Raw genomic sequence first — 14,697 nt, 5'->3', positions numbered from 1 at the left:
GCGTGTTGCAGCTAGATAGTGAAAAGCAACAAAAATTTGCGACGATACCATTTATAGCGGAATTGCAATCACAACCGCATAATATAATATCTGTAACACAACTAAATATCTATCACAATGTGATTCATCAAAACCAGGTAGTGTCAGAAGATAAAGCTAACAAAGCTAACAGTCTTAGTAAGTTTTTTACTCAAATACAGCCAGTAGCCCAAGTGGCATTATTTTTTGTTTCGTTGTTCATGAGACTACGATAAGTTTTACCAATACTATCTCGATAAAATTGGAAGTAAATCTACACTTCGCTTTAATTTGCAAAGTTAGATGTGAATAAATCTTCCAAAGACTATTAAAGCTAGTCTGATTTGATAGTATGTAACCGTCAAAAAGGACACCTCTAGAGGGTGTCCTTCATTTTCAAAAGTCATCATGAACGAATATATACGCACAATTACTGCACTAGCCTGGTGTCTTGCCTGGGGCAAAAAGCACAATCTCAATCATGATGAACTCAGTACGTTACATCAAATGCGACAGGGATTGCAACAAGGGCAGGATGTGCCAGAAAGTATAAAATCTGTTGTTCAACAGGCACAGCATCTCTACGAGATTCCTAAAGACTGCATCCCTAAAACACTCAATGAGTTAAAGGAAAAAGAGGATTACTTAAAACTTTGGGAAGATAAGACACCTATTGGTTTGGTTTATGGCGGTGCAACAAAAATTAAACAATATATTTTTGAAGAATTTAAATTACCGGATATTCGTGGTGCTTCAGCACTCCTTGATCGGATAAATTTGGTTGATTTACCTGCATTTTTTGGTGAGGGAAAACGGTCATTATCAATTGAAGAATGGTTAGATAATAATTTTCCAGATTTAAGAAAAGCTTTAATTCCTGAACTAATTATTTATTATGCAGGTGGTAGCATTCTTGCATTTTGTCCGGCGGCATTTGTTGATGATTTAGCGAATGCTATTGAAAAGCGCTATACCGATGAAACTTTAACAGCTAATTCCTGTGCAGTTGGCGATACTTTTAAGTTATTAGAATTTCGATTTGGCTTGTTGCAAGACAAGATAGAAGATACTTTTTGGTTTGATAAGTATGAGAAGAACCAAGAAAATCCCATAATCAAAGCTTATTTTGACCAGTCAGAAGTTAGCGATCCTTTTGAAAGGTTCAAACATCGGAAGAATTTTAATGAACTGGTGGGGAAATTAGCAAACCACTTCACACAAAGACGCAATGGTCATAATATATCTAACACAAAACGTCCCAGTCGCTGCTATCCACCTATGTTTGAAACTCATCCATATGTGCAACGGGATGAAAGCGATCGCCGTTCTGCGATCATGAGTGTAGAGTTAGCAGATAGCCGTTTTTTATCGGAACCTCTAGCACGCAAACGTTTGGTGGGAGAGATAGCTAAACGCGAAAGTTCTCGCACATGGTATGACAAAGCTAATTTGGAATGGAAACCCTTTGACATTTGGATTCCTAGCTGGGTAAATAAGTTTGAGAAATTTCTCAAGGAAGAGGATAATCAACAATTAGCTAGTAAATATTATGGTGATATTAATAAAAAAGCAGTAGAAGAAGCAGCATCTCTTGGAGAGATTGCATCAGCCAGCAATCCATCAGGATTTGTGGCTTATATCTATGCTGATGGTAACAATATGGGTAGCTATATTCGTCAGAAAATTAAAACACCACAAGACTATCGGCTTTTTAGTAAAGATATTTCTAATGCTACAGAGAAATCTGTTTACAAAGCTTTAGCTAAATATTTGCATCCTTATCAATATACACCTGATGCTAAATCTAGCAGAATTAATAAAGAACCTGTTTGGATTCATCCTTTTGAAATTCTTACTATTGGTGGTGATGATGTATTGCTAATCGTCCCAGCAGATAAATCTTTAGAAATTGCTAAAACTATTGGTGATGAGTTTGAAGAATATTTGTCGAGAACTGGCCGATATTCATTAGAGCAAACAGCACCTAATTTATTCGCACATCGCTACACTACAGGTAATGTACCGCCAGTTTATAAATGTCTGTTGAGTATGTCAACAGGGGTGTTAATCACAGCACAGGATACGCCAATTTATTATGCAGACAAGCTGGTAAATCAACTACTAAAATCGGCTAAAAAATATGCTAAGGAATTAAAGAAAGACCACAAATATTATGGTGGAACAGTTGATTTTTTGGTGATGAAAGCTGTAACGATGATTTCCTCGAATATTAAGGAGTTTCGAGAACAGGGATTAATCAAAAATAAAGATGGACAATCCAAGTTAAAGCTTTATGCTTCTCCTTATACATTATATGAATTAGGTGGACTGTTAGAAACTACTAAAGCTTTTAAAAAAGCCGAATTTCCGCGATCGCAACTTTACCAAATTCGCAGCTTATTAGAAAGAGGAAAGCGTACAGCTATTCTGAACTATCGCTATTTTCGGATTCGTTTGACGAATGAAGCAGCTAAACAAGAGTTAAAAAAACAATTTGAATCAGCTTGGTGTCAACCAAAAGAATTATCTAATAATGGAAATTTAGCACCTTGGATGTCTTTACAAGAAACTGATTCACAAGATGCAAATAATTCCAAAATGACTTATGAGACAATTTGGCGAGAATTAGTTGATTTGTATCCGTTTATTGCTGAAGAAGCAGATAATACCGATGAATCTATACAATCAACTGCACCCAAGGTAAGGCAATGATTTATTTAGATAACCTTTCTTCTGTTGAAACTGATACTATCCGACTTAAAGCTGTAATTGACACTGGTTTGTGTGTGGGTGCTGGTGGTTCCTCTGGTTCATTGGCAGATAAACCCATCGTCCGCAATGCACAAGGACAACTACTCATACCCGCTTCGCAACTTAAAGGAAGATTGCGTCATGAATGCGAAAAGCTAGCGCGTAGTTTAGGATGGCAAATATTTTCTGCACCTTCAGCGCAGTTACTTTGTCCGACTGAAGAACAAGTATCGAGTCAGTTTAGAAACGATTATCAAATTGAAGGCTACCGAGGATATCACTGTTTTGTTTCTAAAATATTTGGCGATCCCATTTTACCTTCACGGGTGATTGTTGATGATTTGATTTGCTCTTTAGCAGCAGGAGATTTAGAAGAAGTTTTGCGTCCTGGTGTGACAATTAACCGCAAAAGACGTACCGCAGAGGAGAAGAAATTGTATTTATTAGAAACTTCTCCAGTCAATACTCAATTAATTTTTGAGGGAGATATTCATCTGTTACCAAATTGTCCAAATTATGCCAAAGCTTTGATAGTTGCAGCTTTACATCATATTCACGCCTTGGGTGGTAGCAAATCTGCGGGGTTAGGATGGTTGCATTGGGAGGGACTACCAACAATTTCTAGTGATGATGAAGTTTGGTCAAGTTTATTACCAAAGGCGGAATCATGACACGACTGGAATTAACTATCACAGCTTTATCTCCCCTTGCGCCAGGACGACAAAAACCCGGTGGTTCGGTTAGTGAGGTGGAAAATTATATTTCTGGTTCGGTGTTGCGGGGTGCGATCGCTTCCCAAATTTTACAACTATCTGGTCAGCAGTCAGCAAATTTGGCAGAGAATGGTGGTAATTTTCAAACTCTATTTTTAGGGGAAAATCCGGCGATTTTTGGCAATGCTTACCCCGCAGTTACGAAGATAGGCAATGAATCCATAGTTGTAAATCAGCAAATCAAGGTTTTACCTGCAACTGCTGTTAGTTCTAAAACCAATCCAGGCTTTACTTCCAGTGGTGGGGGACATGGAGTTTTTGATACTCTCATCGATGCCTTTTGTGCAGCAGCCTATAATCAACCTTACGACCCCAGCGACCCAAAAGCGATCGCACAAGGAACAAACCCCCAGGTCGAAACTTACAATAGTTTTTACAGCAAAGTAAAAGATAAATATTACAGCCACGATGCAACTAGCCGCTTTTTGACACGAGTGGGAATTAATCGTCGTCGCGCTACCGCAGAAGAAGAAATCCTTTACAGTGTGCAAGTTTTGAATGAGTCTTTTTTGAAAAATACTAAGACTGATGAATGGGATAACTTTGTTTTTCGTAGTTTTGTTGTTGTTCCTGATGAAACTTTGGTTGAAGCGTTGCAAAGATTCATCGAGAATAATTCTTGCAACTTCCGTATTGGTGGTTCGGCTTCTAGAGGTTTAGGTAAGGTCAAAATAGCAGTTAACGAAGGACAATCACCAGCTAAAAGCATTAAATCTCGGATTGAGGAGTTTAACAAAGCATTAAAAAATAGGTGGGGACTTTGGTCTGTTTTTGGTCAATCTCAAGGTGATTTGTTGGCAGATAGAACTTATTTCACCCTCGATTTGCAATCTGATGCTATTTTTACCGAAAATTGGCAACGCACAACAGTAATTTCAGCTGCTATGCTTAAAGATTTTGCCAAAGTTAATTCATCGCTGTTCATGCACGTTGCTTATAGCAGCTATGAATATCGTTCTGGCTGGAATTCTGCTTGGGGATTAATGAAAGATGTAGAACTTGTGACTAATAAAGGTTCTGTGTATTTGTTCAGCACAACCGAACCAGAGAAATGGTATGGAGCATTAGAAATTATAGAGGAACAAGGAATAGGCGATCGCACCTGTGAAGGTTTTGGACAGGTGGAAATTTGCAATGAATTTCATCAAGTTTTTCGAGAGGATGCAAAATGACTCAGATATTAGACCCCAAGGTAGCGCTAAAAGTACAAAAAGCAATTCGCCAAGCCGAAGATGATTTAGTAATTGCGATTGAAACCGCTTTAGATAATTGTGAATATAATAAAGAGGATAAAAAATTGGAAGAATCGCAGTTTAATAATTTACTGCGAGTCGCTGACACAACTGATAGTCCAGAAGTAATTAAAAATTTTATTTGTTATCAAGTTGGTAGAGATGAAAAATGGGGAAGAGGTAAAAATTCTCTTGCTGCTCAAATTATTCAAGATATCAACATTTCTTTAAAAATAAGAGCTAATGAAATTTTTTCAGCTAATCCAGGCGCAGATTTAAAATATATATGGATACAACTTATTCGCCGCTATCTTGGTTACGGCTCACGTTATTTATTGTATCTTAATAAAATCAGAAAAGAGCAAAATTTATCCGTTATTGAGCCTCGAAAACCTGAAGTAATTAGAGATGAAAAATAAAAATTATGTTTGATATTTTTAAAAATCGTTTGGAAATTACAGGAAAACTCTCTACAGTCACTGCATTACGGATTAGTGCTGGTCGTTCTACTGAGCCAATTGGGGCTGATTTACCTGTAATTAAAGACGCATTAGAACAACCATTGATTCCTGGTTCTAGCTTCAAAGGAGCATTGCGATCGCGTCTCGAAAGCTTCTTACGAGGAATTGATATCAGTCTTGCTGAAGATCCTGCTAGTTTTACGAGTCCAACTCGTAATCAAATTATCAAAAAACTTAAAGAAGATTATCAAGATGATGCTATTTTAACTGATAAATTACTCAATCAAACAGATTTAATTTCGCGTCTTTTTGGTTCACCTTGGATTGCTAGCAAATTTCAAGTGCGAGATTTAACAGTAGATGTTGATACATGGTTTGGACAATATCAAGAACGTGATGGTGTTGCAATTGACCGCGATACAGAAACAGCAGCAGAAGGAAAACTTTATAATTTTCAAGTAGTTCCATCTGGTACCAATTTTCATTTAAAAATAGTCGTCGAGAATGCAGAAAACTGGGAGCTAGGTTTACTGATGATTGGATTACATCAATTTGAAAGCGAACAAATACCACTAGGAGGCGGACGTTCTCGTGGTTTAGGGGTAGTGAGTTTAAAAATTGATCAAATCCAATGGTTTGAGACTGAAGGCGATTCCAGAAAGCTTTTGACATATCTGCAAAATCAAGTCTTAAAGAACATGAATGACTATCAATATTGTGAAGAAGAAATGGAAATACTCAAACAAGACTGGACAGAAGCTTTAATTCTTCACTTGAGAAACTTCATATCAAGTAATTCTACAATCTCAGCTAAGACTGAGTAAATTTAGCCATGCACAAGCGATTAGTTAACCACTGTACAATTGATTTCAGTATCATTCCCGTTGGGCCAATTTTAATTAAATCAGGAAAAGAAGGTGCAGACCCAACGAAACCAAACATGGAATTTGTGGAGACTTACCACGCGGGTGGACGTTCAGTTTACCTTCCTGGAAGTTCTCTTAAGGGTGCGATTCGCGCTCATGCTGAACGTATTGTACGCACTGTAGGAAGCGATAAACGTCCCACTTTAGACCCCAAATCAGATAAATTTGAACTTTGGGCTGATGACCCTTTAAAAAATGAAAATTACGAATATTTAAAGAAATTAGCACCTGCTGAAATCTACAAACAATCTTCTTTTACTGACCAAATATTTGGTAATACTAATATTGCTAGTCGTCTCCGCATTCAAGATGCTTATCCTGATACAACTAAACCTCTGAGAATTGAAGAGCGTAATGGAGTCGCAATTGACCGCGTTTTTGGTTCTGCTGTGCGAGGTGCATTATTTAACTACGAAGTTTGTACATTCGGAGATTTTCGCACAAAAATTCATCTGAAGAATTTCTCTTTAGCACAGTTAGGTTTAATCGGTTTGGTATTGCGCGATTTAAATGACGGTTGGTTTGGTCTTGGTTTTGCCAAATCTCGCGGTATGGGTACAGTCGAATTACAATACCACTCGGCTGTAGTGCAATATCCTGGCTGTGAATTACGAGATGATAAAATCTACGCTATTGGTAAAGAGTTAAATTGGCCAAATACTTACTTACTAGGCGCAGGAGTGTTTTTGCAAGGGAAAGAAGCAAACCCTTATAAATTTCCTGTTGATGATAAACAAGATACCATAATCACTGCCGAAGAAATGTCTTATGGTTTTGGGGTACAGTTAACTTGGAAAGGAGAAGATGAGAGGGGTGTTCCAGATTTATTTGAACGCGCTGTTCGTGAATGGCGTGAGTTATTACCAAAAGGAGTTGGTGCATGAGTTTTGTAGGATATAAGCACGTTTTACCTTCAAAAAATGAAACGTCTTCTGAAGAATTACGAAAACTACTTCAAGATTATTATCAGCAGCCTAGTTATTATTTTCTGCGTTGGACGCATCAAGTCAGTGGTATTTTAGCTGATTTAACATCAGACTTTCCTAGTCCAGAAGGACAAATGTTTAACTCAGAATTAGAGCTTCGGTGGAAGCAAAATAATGGCGCATATCAAGTGTTATTGCTCAGTCAAACTCAGCCAAAAACAGAATTAGAATTTACCCCTATTGGTAAGAATTGGAAAACTTGCGATCGCAATGCCTATTTATATGGTCTAGATGAGACTAAATTCCCTAAAGGATTCATCTACCCTGAAAAACTTTCTTTAGGTCAACGCTATTTTCAAGATACGGAAACATCGACTATACATTTTGTTGCTTTAACTATAAAAACATAGAACTCTAATATTTCAGATATATATGCCTAGAAATTATAACTTTATCTCTCTCCCACAACAGAAACCTGACAGATTAAACATTTTAGGAAATGAAGGAAAGGATAAATTTGGACACGATAAATATCAACTCAATAATCAACGTTTTAGCGGTAAATTATTTTTAAATTTAATAGTTGTTTCACCTGTATCTGTCAATTCAGGTATCACCGTTATGGGTAGCGATTTAGCACAACAAACTTTAGATGCTACCTCAGCCAAATATGTTGCAACAATTAGTCTGATTCAATCTTCTGTACAACAAAATCAGCGACTTATCATTCCTGGCAGTTCTCTCAAAGGGGTTGTACGTTCAATATATGAAGCCATAACAAGAAGCTGTTTGTGTAAAACTAATGCTAAGGTTCCTGATGGCTACAGCGAGTGTAAAGATATCTCACAGCTTTGTCCGGCTTGTGTAACATTTGGTGCAATGAGTTGGTTGGGACTGGTACATTTTCATGATGCCAAATATGACCCTGATAACGATAAGCCAGGGTTCCAAACAGGATTGATTACTCCTTTGTTTTCTCCTAAACCTGAAGCTGTTGATTTAGAAACTGGTGAAAAGGTTTATTATGATAATAACAATCACATTCGCGGTCGTAAATTTTATCCCCATTCTTATGAGGAAGAAGTAAAACCAACCATTCGTATCCAACAGGCAGAATTGGGGAAAAAGTTTACAACTTATGTGAGTTATGCGAATTTAACAAAAGCGCAATTAGGAACATTATTAATTGCTTTAGGTCAAGACCCAGAAAACCGACTAGGATTAAAAATAGGTAGCGGTAAAGCTGTGGGAATGGGAACCATGAAGATAGATGTAGTTAAAATCGAGCAATTAAACATTAATCGCTACTTATCTTTTAATTCAAACTCCTCAGCTTTAGAAGGTGATAAATTACAGACATTTATTTTAGACGTTATCAAATCTGCCAAACCTCAACCCGAACCTAAGCAATCGACAAATCAACCTAAAAAACCAATAAAGAAGTCTGCTAATCAAGCATTAGTACAGCTAAAACAATTACAGGAATTAAAAGAAATATTAAATATATAAATATCCCCAATTGCTTACTTAAATAAGTCAAGGATTTGAGACTCACATAAATAGCTTGAGGATAACAACCAGTGCAAATTAAAGAATCTTTGTCAGAAGATCAAATGTGGAATACTGCTCATGATATTGCAAATAAGCTTGTTCAAGAACAACAGCAAATTGAACCCACTAAAGATGGTATTCGCTCTGAGTTAAATAAAATTATTGCCTATCTTCGTACTACGATTAGTCAAAATCACAATAATATAGGTGAGAATTTTTTCAAATATTTAAAAGCACTTGTTGATAACAGTAAAAGCCTAAAACGTAGTGATAAAACTCCAGATTATTATCGTAGCATTCAGAAAATTTGCACTCAACATCTGACAGCGATACAGTCAAATCCTGAAGCCATGCTAGAAGTCTTGGGGTGGTCATCTCGTCTATTCATAGCCGCTACGTTAGAAAATTTTGGCGAATCTGCCCAAACAAATCGGCAAATGGAAATCCAAACGGCTGCTAAATCTCAAAACTTGCAAGAAGGCGATGAAATAGAAGCCAACATAACAAAAATTAGTGGCAATAAAGTTACTTATCAATTATTAAATATTTTTTCTAAAACAGTAAAAGAGCCAAAATATTATACATCATTACAAATTGGGCAGACAGTTATAGTTGAAATCACTGAAATAGAAAATGGAGTTCCAAAAAAAATTAGATATATTAGACCTAAATAAATAATAAAACAAAACCTACAAATTATGTTGACCCTCTGCTACATAAGCTGAATCTGCAACAATCCCTATCAAAGTTACAGAAGTATTTGCAGGAACATAATAGTAATCAACTCGCGTTGCTAAATTCTTCACTTCTTCAGAAAATCCATCAATATAGATAACTAAAACAGTTGCCTTATCTAACCAGTTTAATACTAAGTCAATCTGAGTTTTCACTTTATCTTCTCGTTTGTTTCTAGCATCATCTTTTGATAATCCAGCAAAATCTTGTCCTTCAAGTAGCTTAGAATTAATCAAATCTAAGACAAAAATATCTCCAACTGGCTTCTTGGGTTTTCTCTTTTGATGCCAAAATCTAACTTTGGCAAAACCTCTAGTTCGCAACAGCTTACAATCATCTGGTTCTGTTATATCATCACTAGGTAAGTAATAATCTACAGTTGTTGAACCGATTACCCTTTCGCGCTGCAAAGAACGCTTGACGCTTTCAACTTCAGACTGAACTAAATCTGAAATTTTGTTCTCTACTTCTCGGTTAATTAATTGACTAGCGACTTTCTTCGCATCATCTAAATTTTTACCAACAGCAAAAGCTAAAAATCCACCTAAAAAGGCAAAAACTACTAAGGTAAATTGCATCGCTGCAACAAACCTGTTAAAGCTTTCACCTAGTTGACCGTTTGTAGCTTTGAGAAATTCTAACTGGCTTTTTAATAATTCAATGTCATTGAAGTTTTTCGTCGGCGCTGATAGCGGTGTAGGGATAGGAGTTGGAGTTTGGGAAATCACCAAATCCCACAGGTGAGGTAAATCAATTGAGGGTAGCCAATCCATAGATATTTTGTTTATAGCAATTATTTATTTAATCATGCGCGATCGATCGCATCACTCTACAAATCCAACTCTAACTAAAAGCGATCGCACAATCCACTCCAACTTTAACTAAATCCCGAATGTATTTCCATCCCCGTGAGGGGTAATGATTTGAAAACGGAAAAATTCTTCGTGTTACCTGCAATGGTGGCGCGCTGTTTCCATCCCCGTGAGGGGTAATGATTTGAAAACACTATGGTAGAAAAATTTCTGTCGGTCAAGCATTGCAATTAGTTTCCATCCCCGTGAGGGGTAATGATTTGAAAACCCTACCTTTCTAGAACACTTGCTACGACTGGGTTTGAAAGTGCCATTTTCGCGGGGGGTCTGATTTTACTGTCAATAAGCATACTTTACTGACACTCGCCCCCACTATAGGCATCTCAAAGTCTTACTCAGTAAGCGATTCACGGGGGTCAACGAAATCATAAGGGTTTCAAGCATTAGCATACCCCCGCGAAAAATTTACGTGTATGGGGTAAAAACCAACACTTTAACTTTCACCAAGAAACGCAATATTAATTTTTCAAGGTTCCGCTTGATTAAACAAGAGTATACCAAACTACTCACTCTTCAAAGCGCGTCGTGCCAACTTGACATAAGTCTTCACCGTTTCATAAGGCATCTCTAAATCTTCTGCCACCACCTGCAATGACTCGCCCATTTCTCGCCGTGCTAAAATTGTGGCCCATTTTGAGGCTATTTCATCCGCGCGATCGCCACCCGTCCGCTTGCGTCGTGCTTTAAAAATCTGTGTTAAATCTTCAATGCGTTTCGCCAAGACAGTTTGCACATCAGGTATGTCTTGGATAACTTGAGATGACCAACCCAAACGTGTTTGTCCCAAGCCAAAGGTAGTTTTGTGACCAGTACCGCAGTAGGGTGCAAGTTTTCCTAAAGCAGAAAATAACTGCCCAAATTCTGGCTGTTTGGCTGCATCTTTAGCTAAACTCAACTCAATCGCCCCAGTGAATCCTGTGACTGCGCCTTTCTTACCCGCCAATACCTTCGCGGTTGTTAGTTGGCAACGAGTAATCAATATATAATCATCTACCCAAGCCAGAAAATCATCCTGGTCAACAGACATCCCCGAAAAGTCATTCCAGCGCCGCAGATAGCTATGAAAGACATTCACTGGTACTGGTAAGGGGAAGTGATGACCTTTGCGGCGAAAACTTGTAGGACTGAGAAATTTCAGAGCGATAGTCTCATTAGGCTCAGATTCTAGCAGTTGGATATAAGTCGTAGGAGGATGGGCAATTTTGACAGAACGAATCTGCAAAGGGGCATTTTTTAATTCCAGCACCTCTGGCAAATTTTCTACCCATTGCGCCATCCACTGTTGCACTCGATGAGATAAAGCTGTGACATACCAACGATAGGAGGTGTTTGCAGATAATTGTATTTGTCTGCCGCTACTGGTAATCTCTCCATTTAAAGCTGAGATAGTAAACGGTTTCTCTGACTCTCCATCATGGAGGTAAGCAGAAAGTTCAGAGTTTGTGGAACGCACTTGCTGGAGAAACCAGGCGTGTAGTCCAATAGTGTACTGAGGGAAGAGGTAACAATCTTTTGCAGGGACTAACTCAAATTCTAAGCCGATTAACTCTGTGTCCGGCGGCCATGTAAGCGGAGATGAAGGGATATTTGGCTTTTTTTGAGAGCGTCGAGGCATAGTATCATTTGAGCCACAGTTTCTATATTTTATCTTGTTTTCATCCCCAGGAGGGGATAAAGCTGTGAGTCGTGCTGCTGCAAGATAGGGTCAAATCAGAGACAAAATAAAAATCCCCAGCAAACTGTTTGAGCGATCGCTGGGGATGATTAATGTTATTGTCATACCAGCTAACCAAGTCTTGCTTGATAACAATTACCCTCGACTGTCCCGATCAAAGGACTTTGGAGAATATAATTTTTAGCAAGAATCAGGATAACTAATATTAACAAAGACGCAGATGTTTAGATAAAGTCAATCAACTCAAAGCTTCATATCGGGTAAATTTTGCACTCCTTGCACATCAAAAATAATCAATAATTTGATATTTTTGATTGATTGTTGCAACACTTGTAAGTAAGCAACTGCATCATTACGGCGGCGAAACCGTGCAACAACATTAGACTGTTGAACACCAGAATTCACGCCAGCATTATCCAACAGTTGTTCGTTAGATAAAACGCGAATAATGCACCACGGATGCAGTTGCTGAAAATAGGTCATAATAACCACCTTACAAATGCTGTAAAATACCCAAAAACTCAGCTTTGAAATGACTATCATTACCGTAGGCTATGAGTATTTGCTAAGACAGAGCAAGATGCTATTGACAAATTACTTAAGTTGTGAATTTTCTCGGCTATGATTCAAGATGGTTAAGGTGCAACCAGTCCAAAACCTGTTCGGGAATCTCCTCGAAATGTTCGAGAAAAAAATCCATCAAAGCCAGATGGAGTAAATCATTATGGGTGGGATAGCGTCGATTAGAGCCATTTCTAAACCAGCCTCGAACTGTTGAATCCGAACGGGAACATATTAAGGCAATTAGTTCATAACTTACAGCCCATCTAGCATAAAATTGTGTTGGTGTCATGCTAAATTCCCAATTGCTATAGAGTAAAATCAGATGTCGTTCGCGTGTGGTGATTCGACGAATATTAGACATGATAAACCAAGTTAAAATTTGCCAGACAAAAGACACTTAAAACAGCAATTTCAATGAATTGTCAATTGATGCAGCAGTTGATTTCCCAGGTTTATTAGTTGGCTAATGCGCTTTGCAGTTGTACGCGGACATTCGTTGTAGAAGGTGAGTAGAGAAGCGAGGGCGCAGTAATAAATATTATCAGCTTCTTCGCTGTATTCGTGCAGTTCGTCAATTCCTGGTGCTATTGGTAAGTTGTCCATCAACAGCGTCAGGTAATTTAATGCGCGTTGAGTTGTGTGATTAGCGTGGTGGCGAGTCCAGCTTTGCAGAAAAGTATGCTGATTGTGCAATTTTGCCCAGATAATACTTTCTGCTGTAGCACGGTTAAATTCAGTATCACGTGCGCGTCTACGTTGGGAGGTGAGATATTTTGCTTGTAGTTGAGATGGATTTTCTAGTCGTCCTAAATATTCACCAGTTTGGGTTAGATATAAGACGGGAATCTGATGTGAATGAACGATTTGAATGACTTGTTTTGGTAAACTGATATTACCAAAGATGATGAACTGACTGAGATTACGAATAGGAATACAGATACGTTGATTTTGTTGATGAAACACCTTTAAATAATGGTGTTGAATTTTGAATGATACGTCCTGTTCGGTGATGTAAATGGTAGACATAAATTGAAGCCAACTAGGTTTAGTTGTAGGTGAGAAAGTTTTCTTTCTTTACCTATATTTCAATTTTCTCAGGTTGATATATGAGTTCGTATTTGCGTAAATGCTATTTTTATATGACTTCGTATATGGGTTATATGAGTTACTAAAAAGGCATAAAAAAAAGCCGGAGGTACTACCCCCGACTTAGCCATAGTTTAATTATTCAAGCAATTATCTATACTTCTTGTTGGTTTAACCAAGCTTCGAGTTCACCAACTTCTGAAAAATCTAACAACGCTTCTCCCAAAGTTTCCAGCTGTTCAATCGATAATCCTCTAACTCGTTCAATTACTTACTTGGGAAAAAGAGTTTCCATCCCCGTGAGGGGTAAGAGATTTAAAACCCGATCAATCTTCCCAAATGACTTTGTAAATGAAATGAAGTTTCCATCCCCGTGAGGGGTAAGAGATTTAAAACCCTACTGTTACAGAAAGCTTACCAAATAAGGCTTACAGAACTGCAAAACTGATGGGGGTCTATTTTACATGTCAACAGAGCATAGTTATTGAGAATAGCTCTAGTCTCCAGGTAACTCAAACGCTTATACAGTAAGTCATCTGAGGGGGTCTACGAAACAATAAGCCTTTGGGCTTTTGTACGACCCCCTCAGTTTACATTTCTTAACAAAATGGCTTTAGGAAACTAACCATTAAGTTATACGTAAAAAATATGTACTTATTAAATTTTCAAGGTGCATATGTTGGTATAAACAATACCATAGCGACCGACTAAATGCAATCTCTCTATTAAGGTTTCCAAATCATTGGTCGATACATCTTAACCTCTCCCATCAGACCAGGGTTAGCGCGTCTCAAACCCTATTGACAGTGGGATTCTAGGAGAGGATTGAATTTGAGAGAGATGCGGCTAACACAGAAAGCATATACTGATCATTCATAGCGGCTCGCCGTGACTTTTGGCGAATACTGCGGCGGAAAGATGATTCTCGCTCTAAGGCATTAAGAGCAATGCGACGTAGCAAAGAAAAATTCTGTGGACTATGCAGAGAACGAATTCGACATTCATCCTCACCGAAGGTGACATCCAATGTCCAATAGACCTCTTGCAAAAGTCGGTCAGGAAGATTTGATTTTGGGAAGAGAAAGCTCGTAATTGTAGAGAGCAGCAATCAGATTAAACCGCAAACT

General features: G+C 38.0%; 14 protein-coding genes and 2 pseudogenes. 9 read left to right on the top strand and 7 right to left on the bottom strand.

What is annotated here, in order from left to right; genetic code table 11:
• Window positions 1-426 precede the first annotated feature (426 nt).
• The 9 genes from cas10 (at window position 427) to V7K84_RS09720 (ending at window position 9,312) form a co-directional block, all read left to right on the top strand.
• Window positions 427-2,730, top strand: a complete 2,304-nt coding sequence (gene cas10 / locus V7K84_RS09760) for a type III-B CRISPR-associated protein Cas10/Cmr2 (RefSeq protein WP_334837656.1) — start codon at window positions 427-429, stop codon at window positions 2,728-2,730.
• Window positions 2,727-3,440, top strand: a complete 714-nt coding sequence (locus V7K84_RS09755) for an RAMP superfamily CRISPR-associated protein (protein WP_334837654.1) — start codon at window positions 2,727-2,729, stop codon at window positions 3,438-3,440. Before cas10 ends, V7K84_RS09755 begins: the two co-directional genes overlap by 4 nt.
• Window positions 3,437-4,714 (top strand): type III-D CRISPR-associated RAMP protein Csx10, encoded by a 1,278-nt coding sequence (gene csx10, locus V7K84_RS09750; RefSeq protein ID WP_334837653.1) that lies wholly within the window; start codon window positions 3,437-3,439, stop codon window positions 4,712-4,714. The genes V7K84_RS09755 and csx10 overlap by 4 nt, the downstream gene beginning before the upstream one ends.
• Window positions 4,711-5,193, top strand: coding sequence for a hypothetical protein (locus V7K84_RS09745; protein ID WP_334837652.1), 483 nt, complete (start codon window positions 4,711-4,713; stop codon window positions 5,191-5,193). Before csx10 ends, V7K84_RS09745 begins: the two co-directional genes overlap by 4 nt.
• 5 nt (window positions 5,194-5,198) lie before the next feature.
• Window positions 5,199-6,059: a type III CRISPR-associated RAMP protein Csx7 gene (csx7, locus tag V7K84_RS09740; protein WP_334837650.1), complete on the top strand. Its 861-nt coding sequence runs from the start codon at window positions 5,199-5,201 to the stop codon at window positions 6,057-6,059.
• An 8-nt stretch (window positions 6,060-6,067) separates the two neighbouring features.
• Window positions 6,068-7,045: an RAMP superfamily CRISPR-associated protein gene (locus V7K84_RS09735; protein ID WP_334837648.1), complete on the top strand. Its 978-nt coding sequence runs from the start codon at window positions 6,068-6,070 to the stop codon at window positions 7,043-7,045.
• Window positions 7,042-7,497 carry a hypothetical protein gene (locus V7K84_RS09730; RefSeq protein ID WP_334837647.1) on the top strand — a complete coding sequence of 152 codons (456 nt, stop codon included), beginning with the start codon at window positions 7,042-7,044 and terminating at the stop codon, window positions 7,495-7,497. Before V7K84_RS09735 ends, V7K84_RS09730 begins: the two co-directional genes overlap by 4 nt.
• A 22-nt stretch (window positions 7,498-7,519) precedes the next feature.
• Window positions 7,520-8,596, top strand: a complete 1,077-nt coding sequence (locus V7K84_RS09725; protein ID WP_334837645.1) for an RAMP superfamily CRISPR-associated protein — start codon at window positions 7,520-7,522, stop codon at window positions 8,594-8,596.
• A 71-nt stretch (window positions 8,597-8,667) separates the two neighbouring features.
• Window positions 8,668-9,312 (top strand): hypothetical protein, encoded by a 645-nt coding sequence (locus tag V7K84_RS09720; RefSeq protein ID WP_334837643.1) that lies wholly within the window; start codon window positions 8,668-8,670, stop codon window positions 9,310-9,312.
• Window positions 9,313-9,327: 15 nt separating this feature from the next.
• Here V7K84_RS09720 and V7K84_RS09715 read toward each other — a convergent pair whose 3' ends face one another.
• The 7 genes and pseudogenes from V7K84_RS09715 to V7K84_RS09685 all read right to left on the bottom strand — a co-directional run.
• A complete protein-coding gene (locus tag V7K84_RS09715) occupies window positions 9,328-10,146 on the bottom strand; it encodes a hypothetical protein (protein WP_334837642.1) in 819 nt (272 codons plus the stop codon).
• A gap of 601 nt (window positions 10,147-10,747) precedes the next feature.
• The gene (gene cas6, locus V7K84_RS09710) at window positions 10,748-11,860 is read right to left on the bottom strand and encodes a CRISPR-associated endoribonuclease Cas6 (protein WP_334837640.1); all 1,113 of its coding nucleotides are present in this window, start codon (window positions 11,858-11,860) and stop codon (window positions 10,748-10,750) included.
• 303 nt (window positions 11,861-12,163) lie between these two features.
• Window positions 12,164-12,403 carry a hypothetical protein gene (locus V7K84_RS09705; RefSeq protein WP_334837639.1) on the bottom strand — a complete coding sequence of 80 codons (240 nt, stop codon included), beginning with the start codon at window positions 12,401-12,403 and terminating at the stop codon, window positions 12,164-12,166.
• 136 nt (window positions 12,404-12,539) lie between these two features.
• On the bottom strand, window positions 12,540-12,845 hold the full coding sequence (locus tag V7K84_RS09700; protein WP_334837637.1) for a hypothetical protein: 306 nt from the start codon (window positions 12,843-12,845) through the stop codon (window positions 12,540-12,542).
• A 50-nt stretch (window positions 12,846-12,895) separates the two neighbouring features.
• The gene (cas1, locus tag V7K84_RS09695; protein ID WP_334837635.1) at window positions 12,896-13,510 is read right to left on the bottom strand and encodes a CRISPR-associated endonuclease Cas1; all 615 of its coding nucleotides are present in this window, start codon (window positions 13,508-13,510) and stop codon (window positions 12,896-12,898) included.
• Window positions 13,511-13,724: 214 nt separating this feature from the next.
• A pseudogene (locus V7K84_RS09690) lies at window positions 13,725-13,841 on the bottom strand (DUF4351 domain-containing protein); the annotation flags it as partial.
• 543 nt (window positions 13,842-14,384) lie between these two features.
• A pseudogene (locus tag V7K84_RS09685) lies at window positions 14,385-14,609 on the bottom strand (transposase); the annotation flags it as partial.
• Between the last annotated feature and the right edge of the window lie 88 nt (window positions 14,610-14,697).

The organism is Nostoc sp. (assembly GCF_036917315.1).
Classification (GTDB): domain Bacteria; phylum Cyanobacteriota; class Cyanobacteriia; order Cyanobacteriales; family Nostocaceae; genus Nostoc.
Note: the sequence above shows the minus strand (reverse complement) of the source record. Positions and strands in the feature narration are given on the sequence as shown.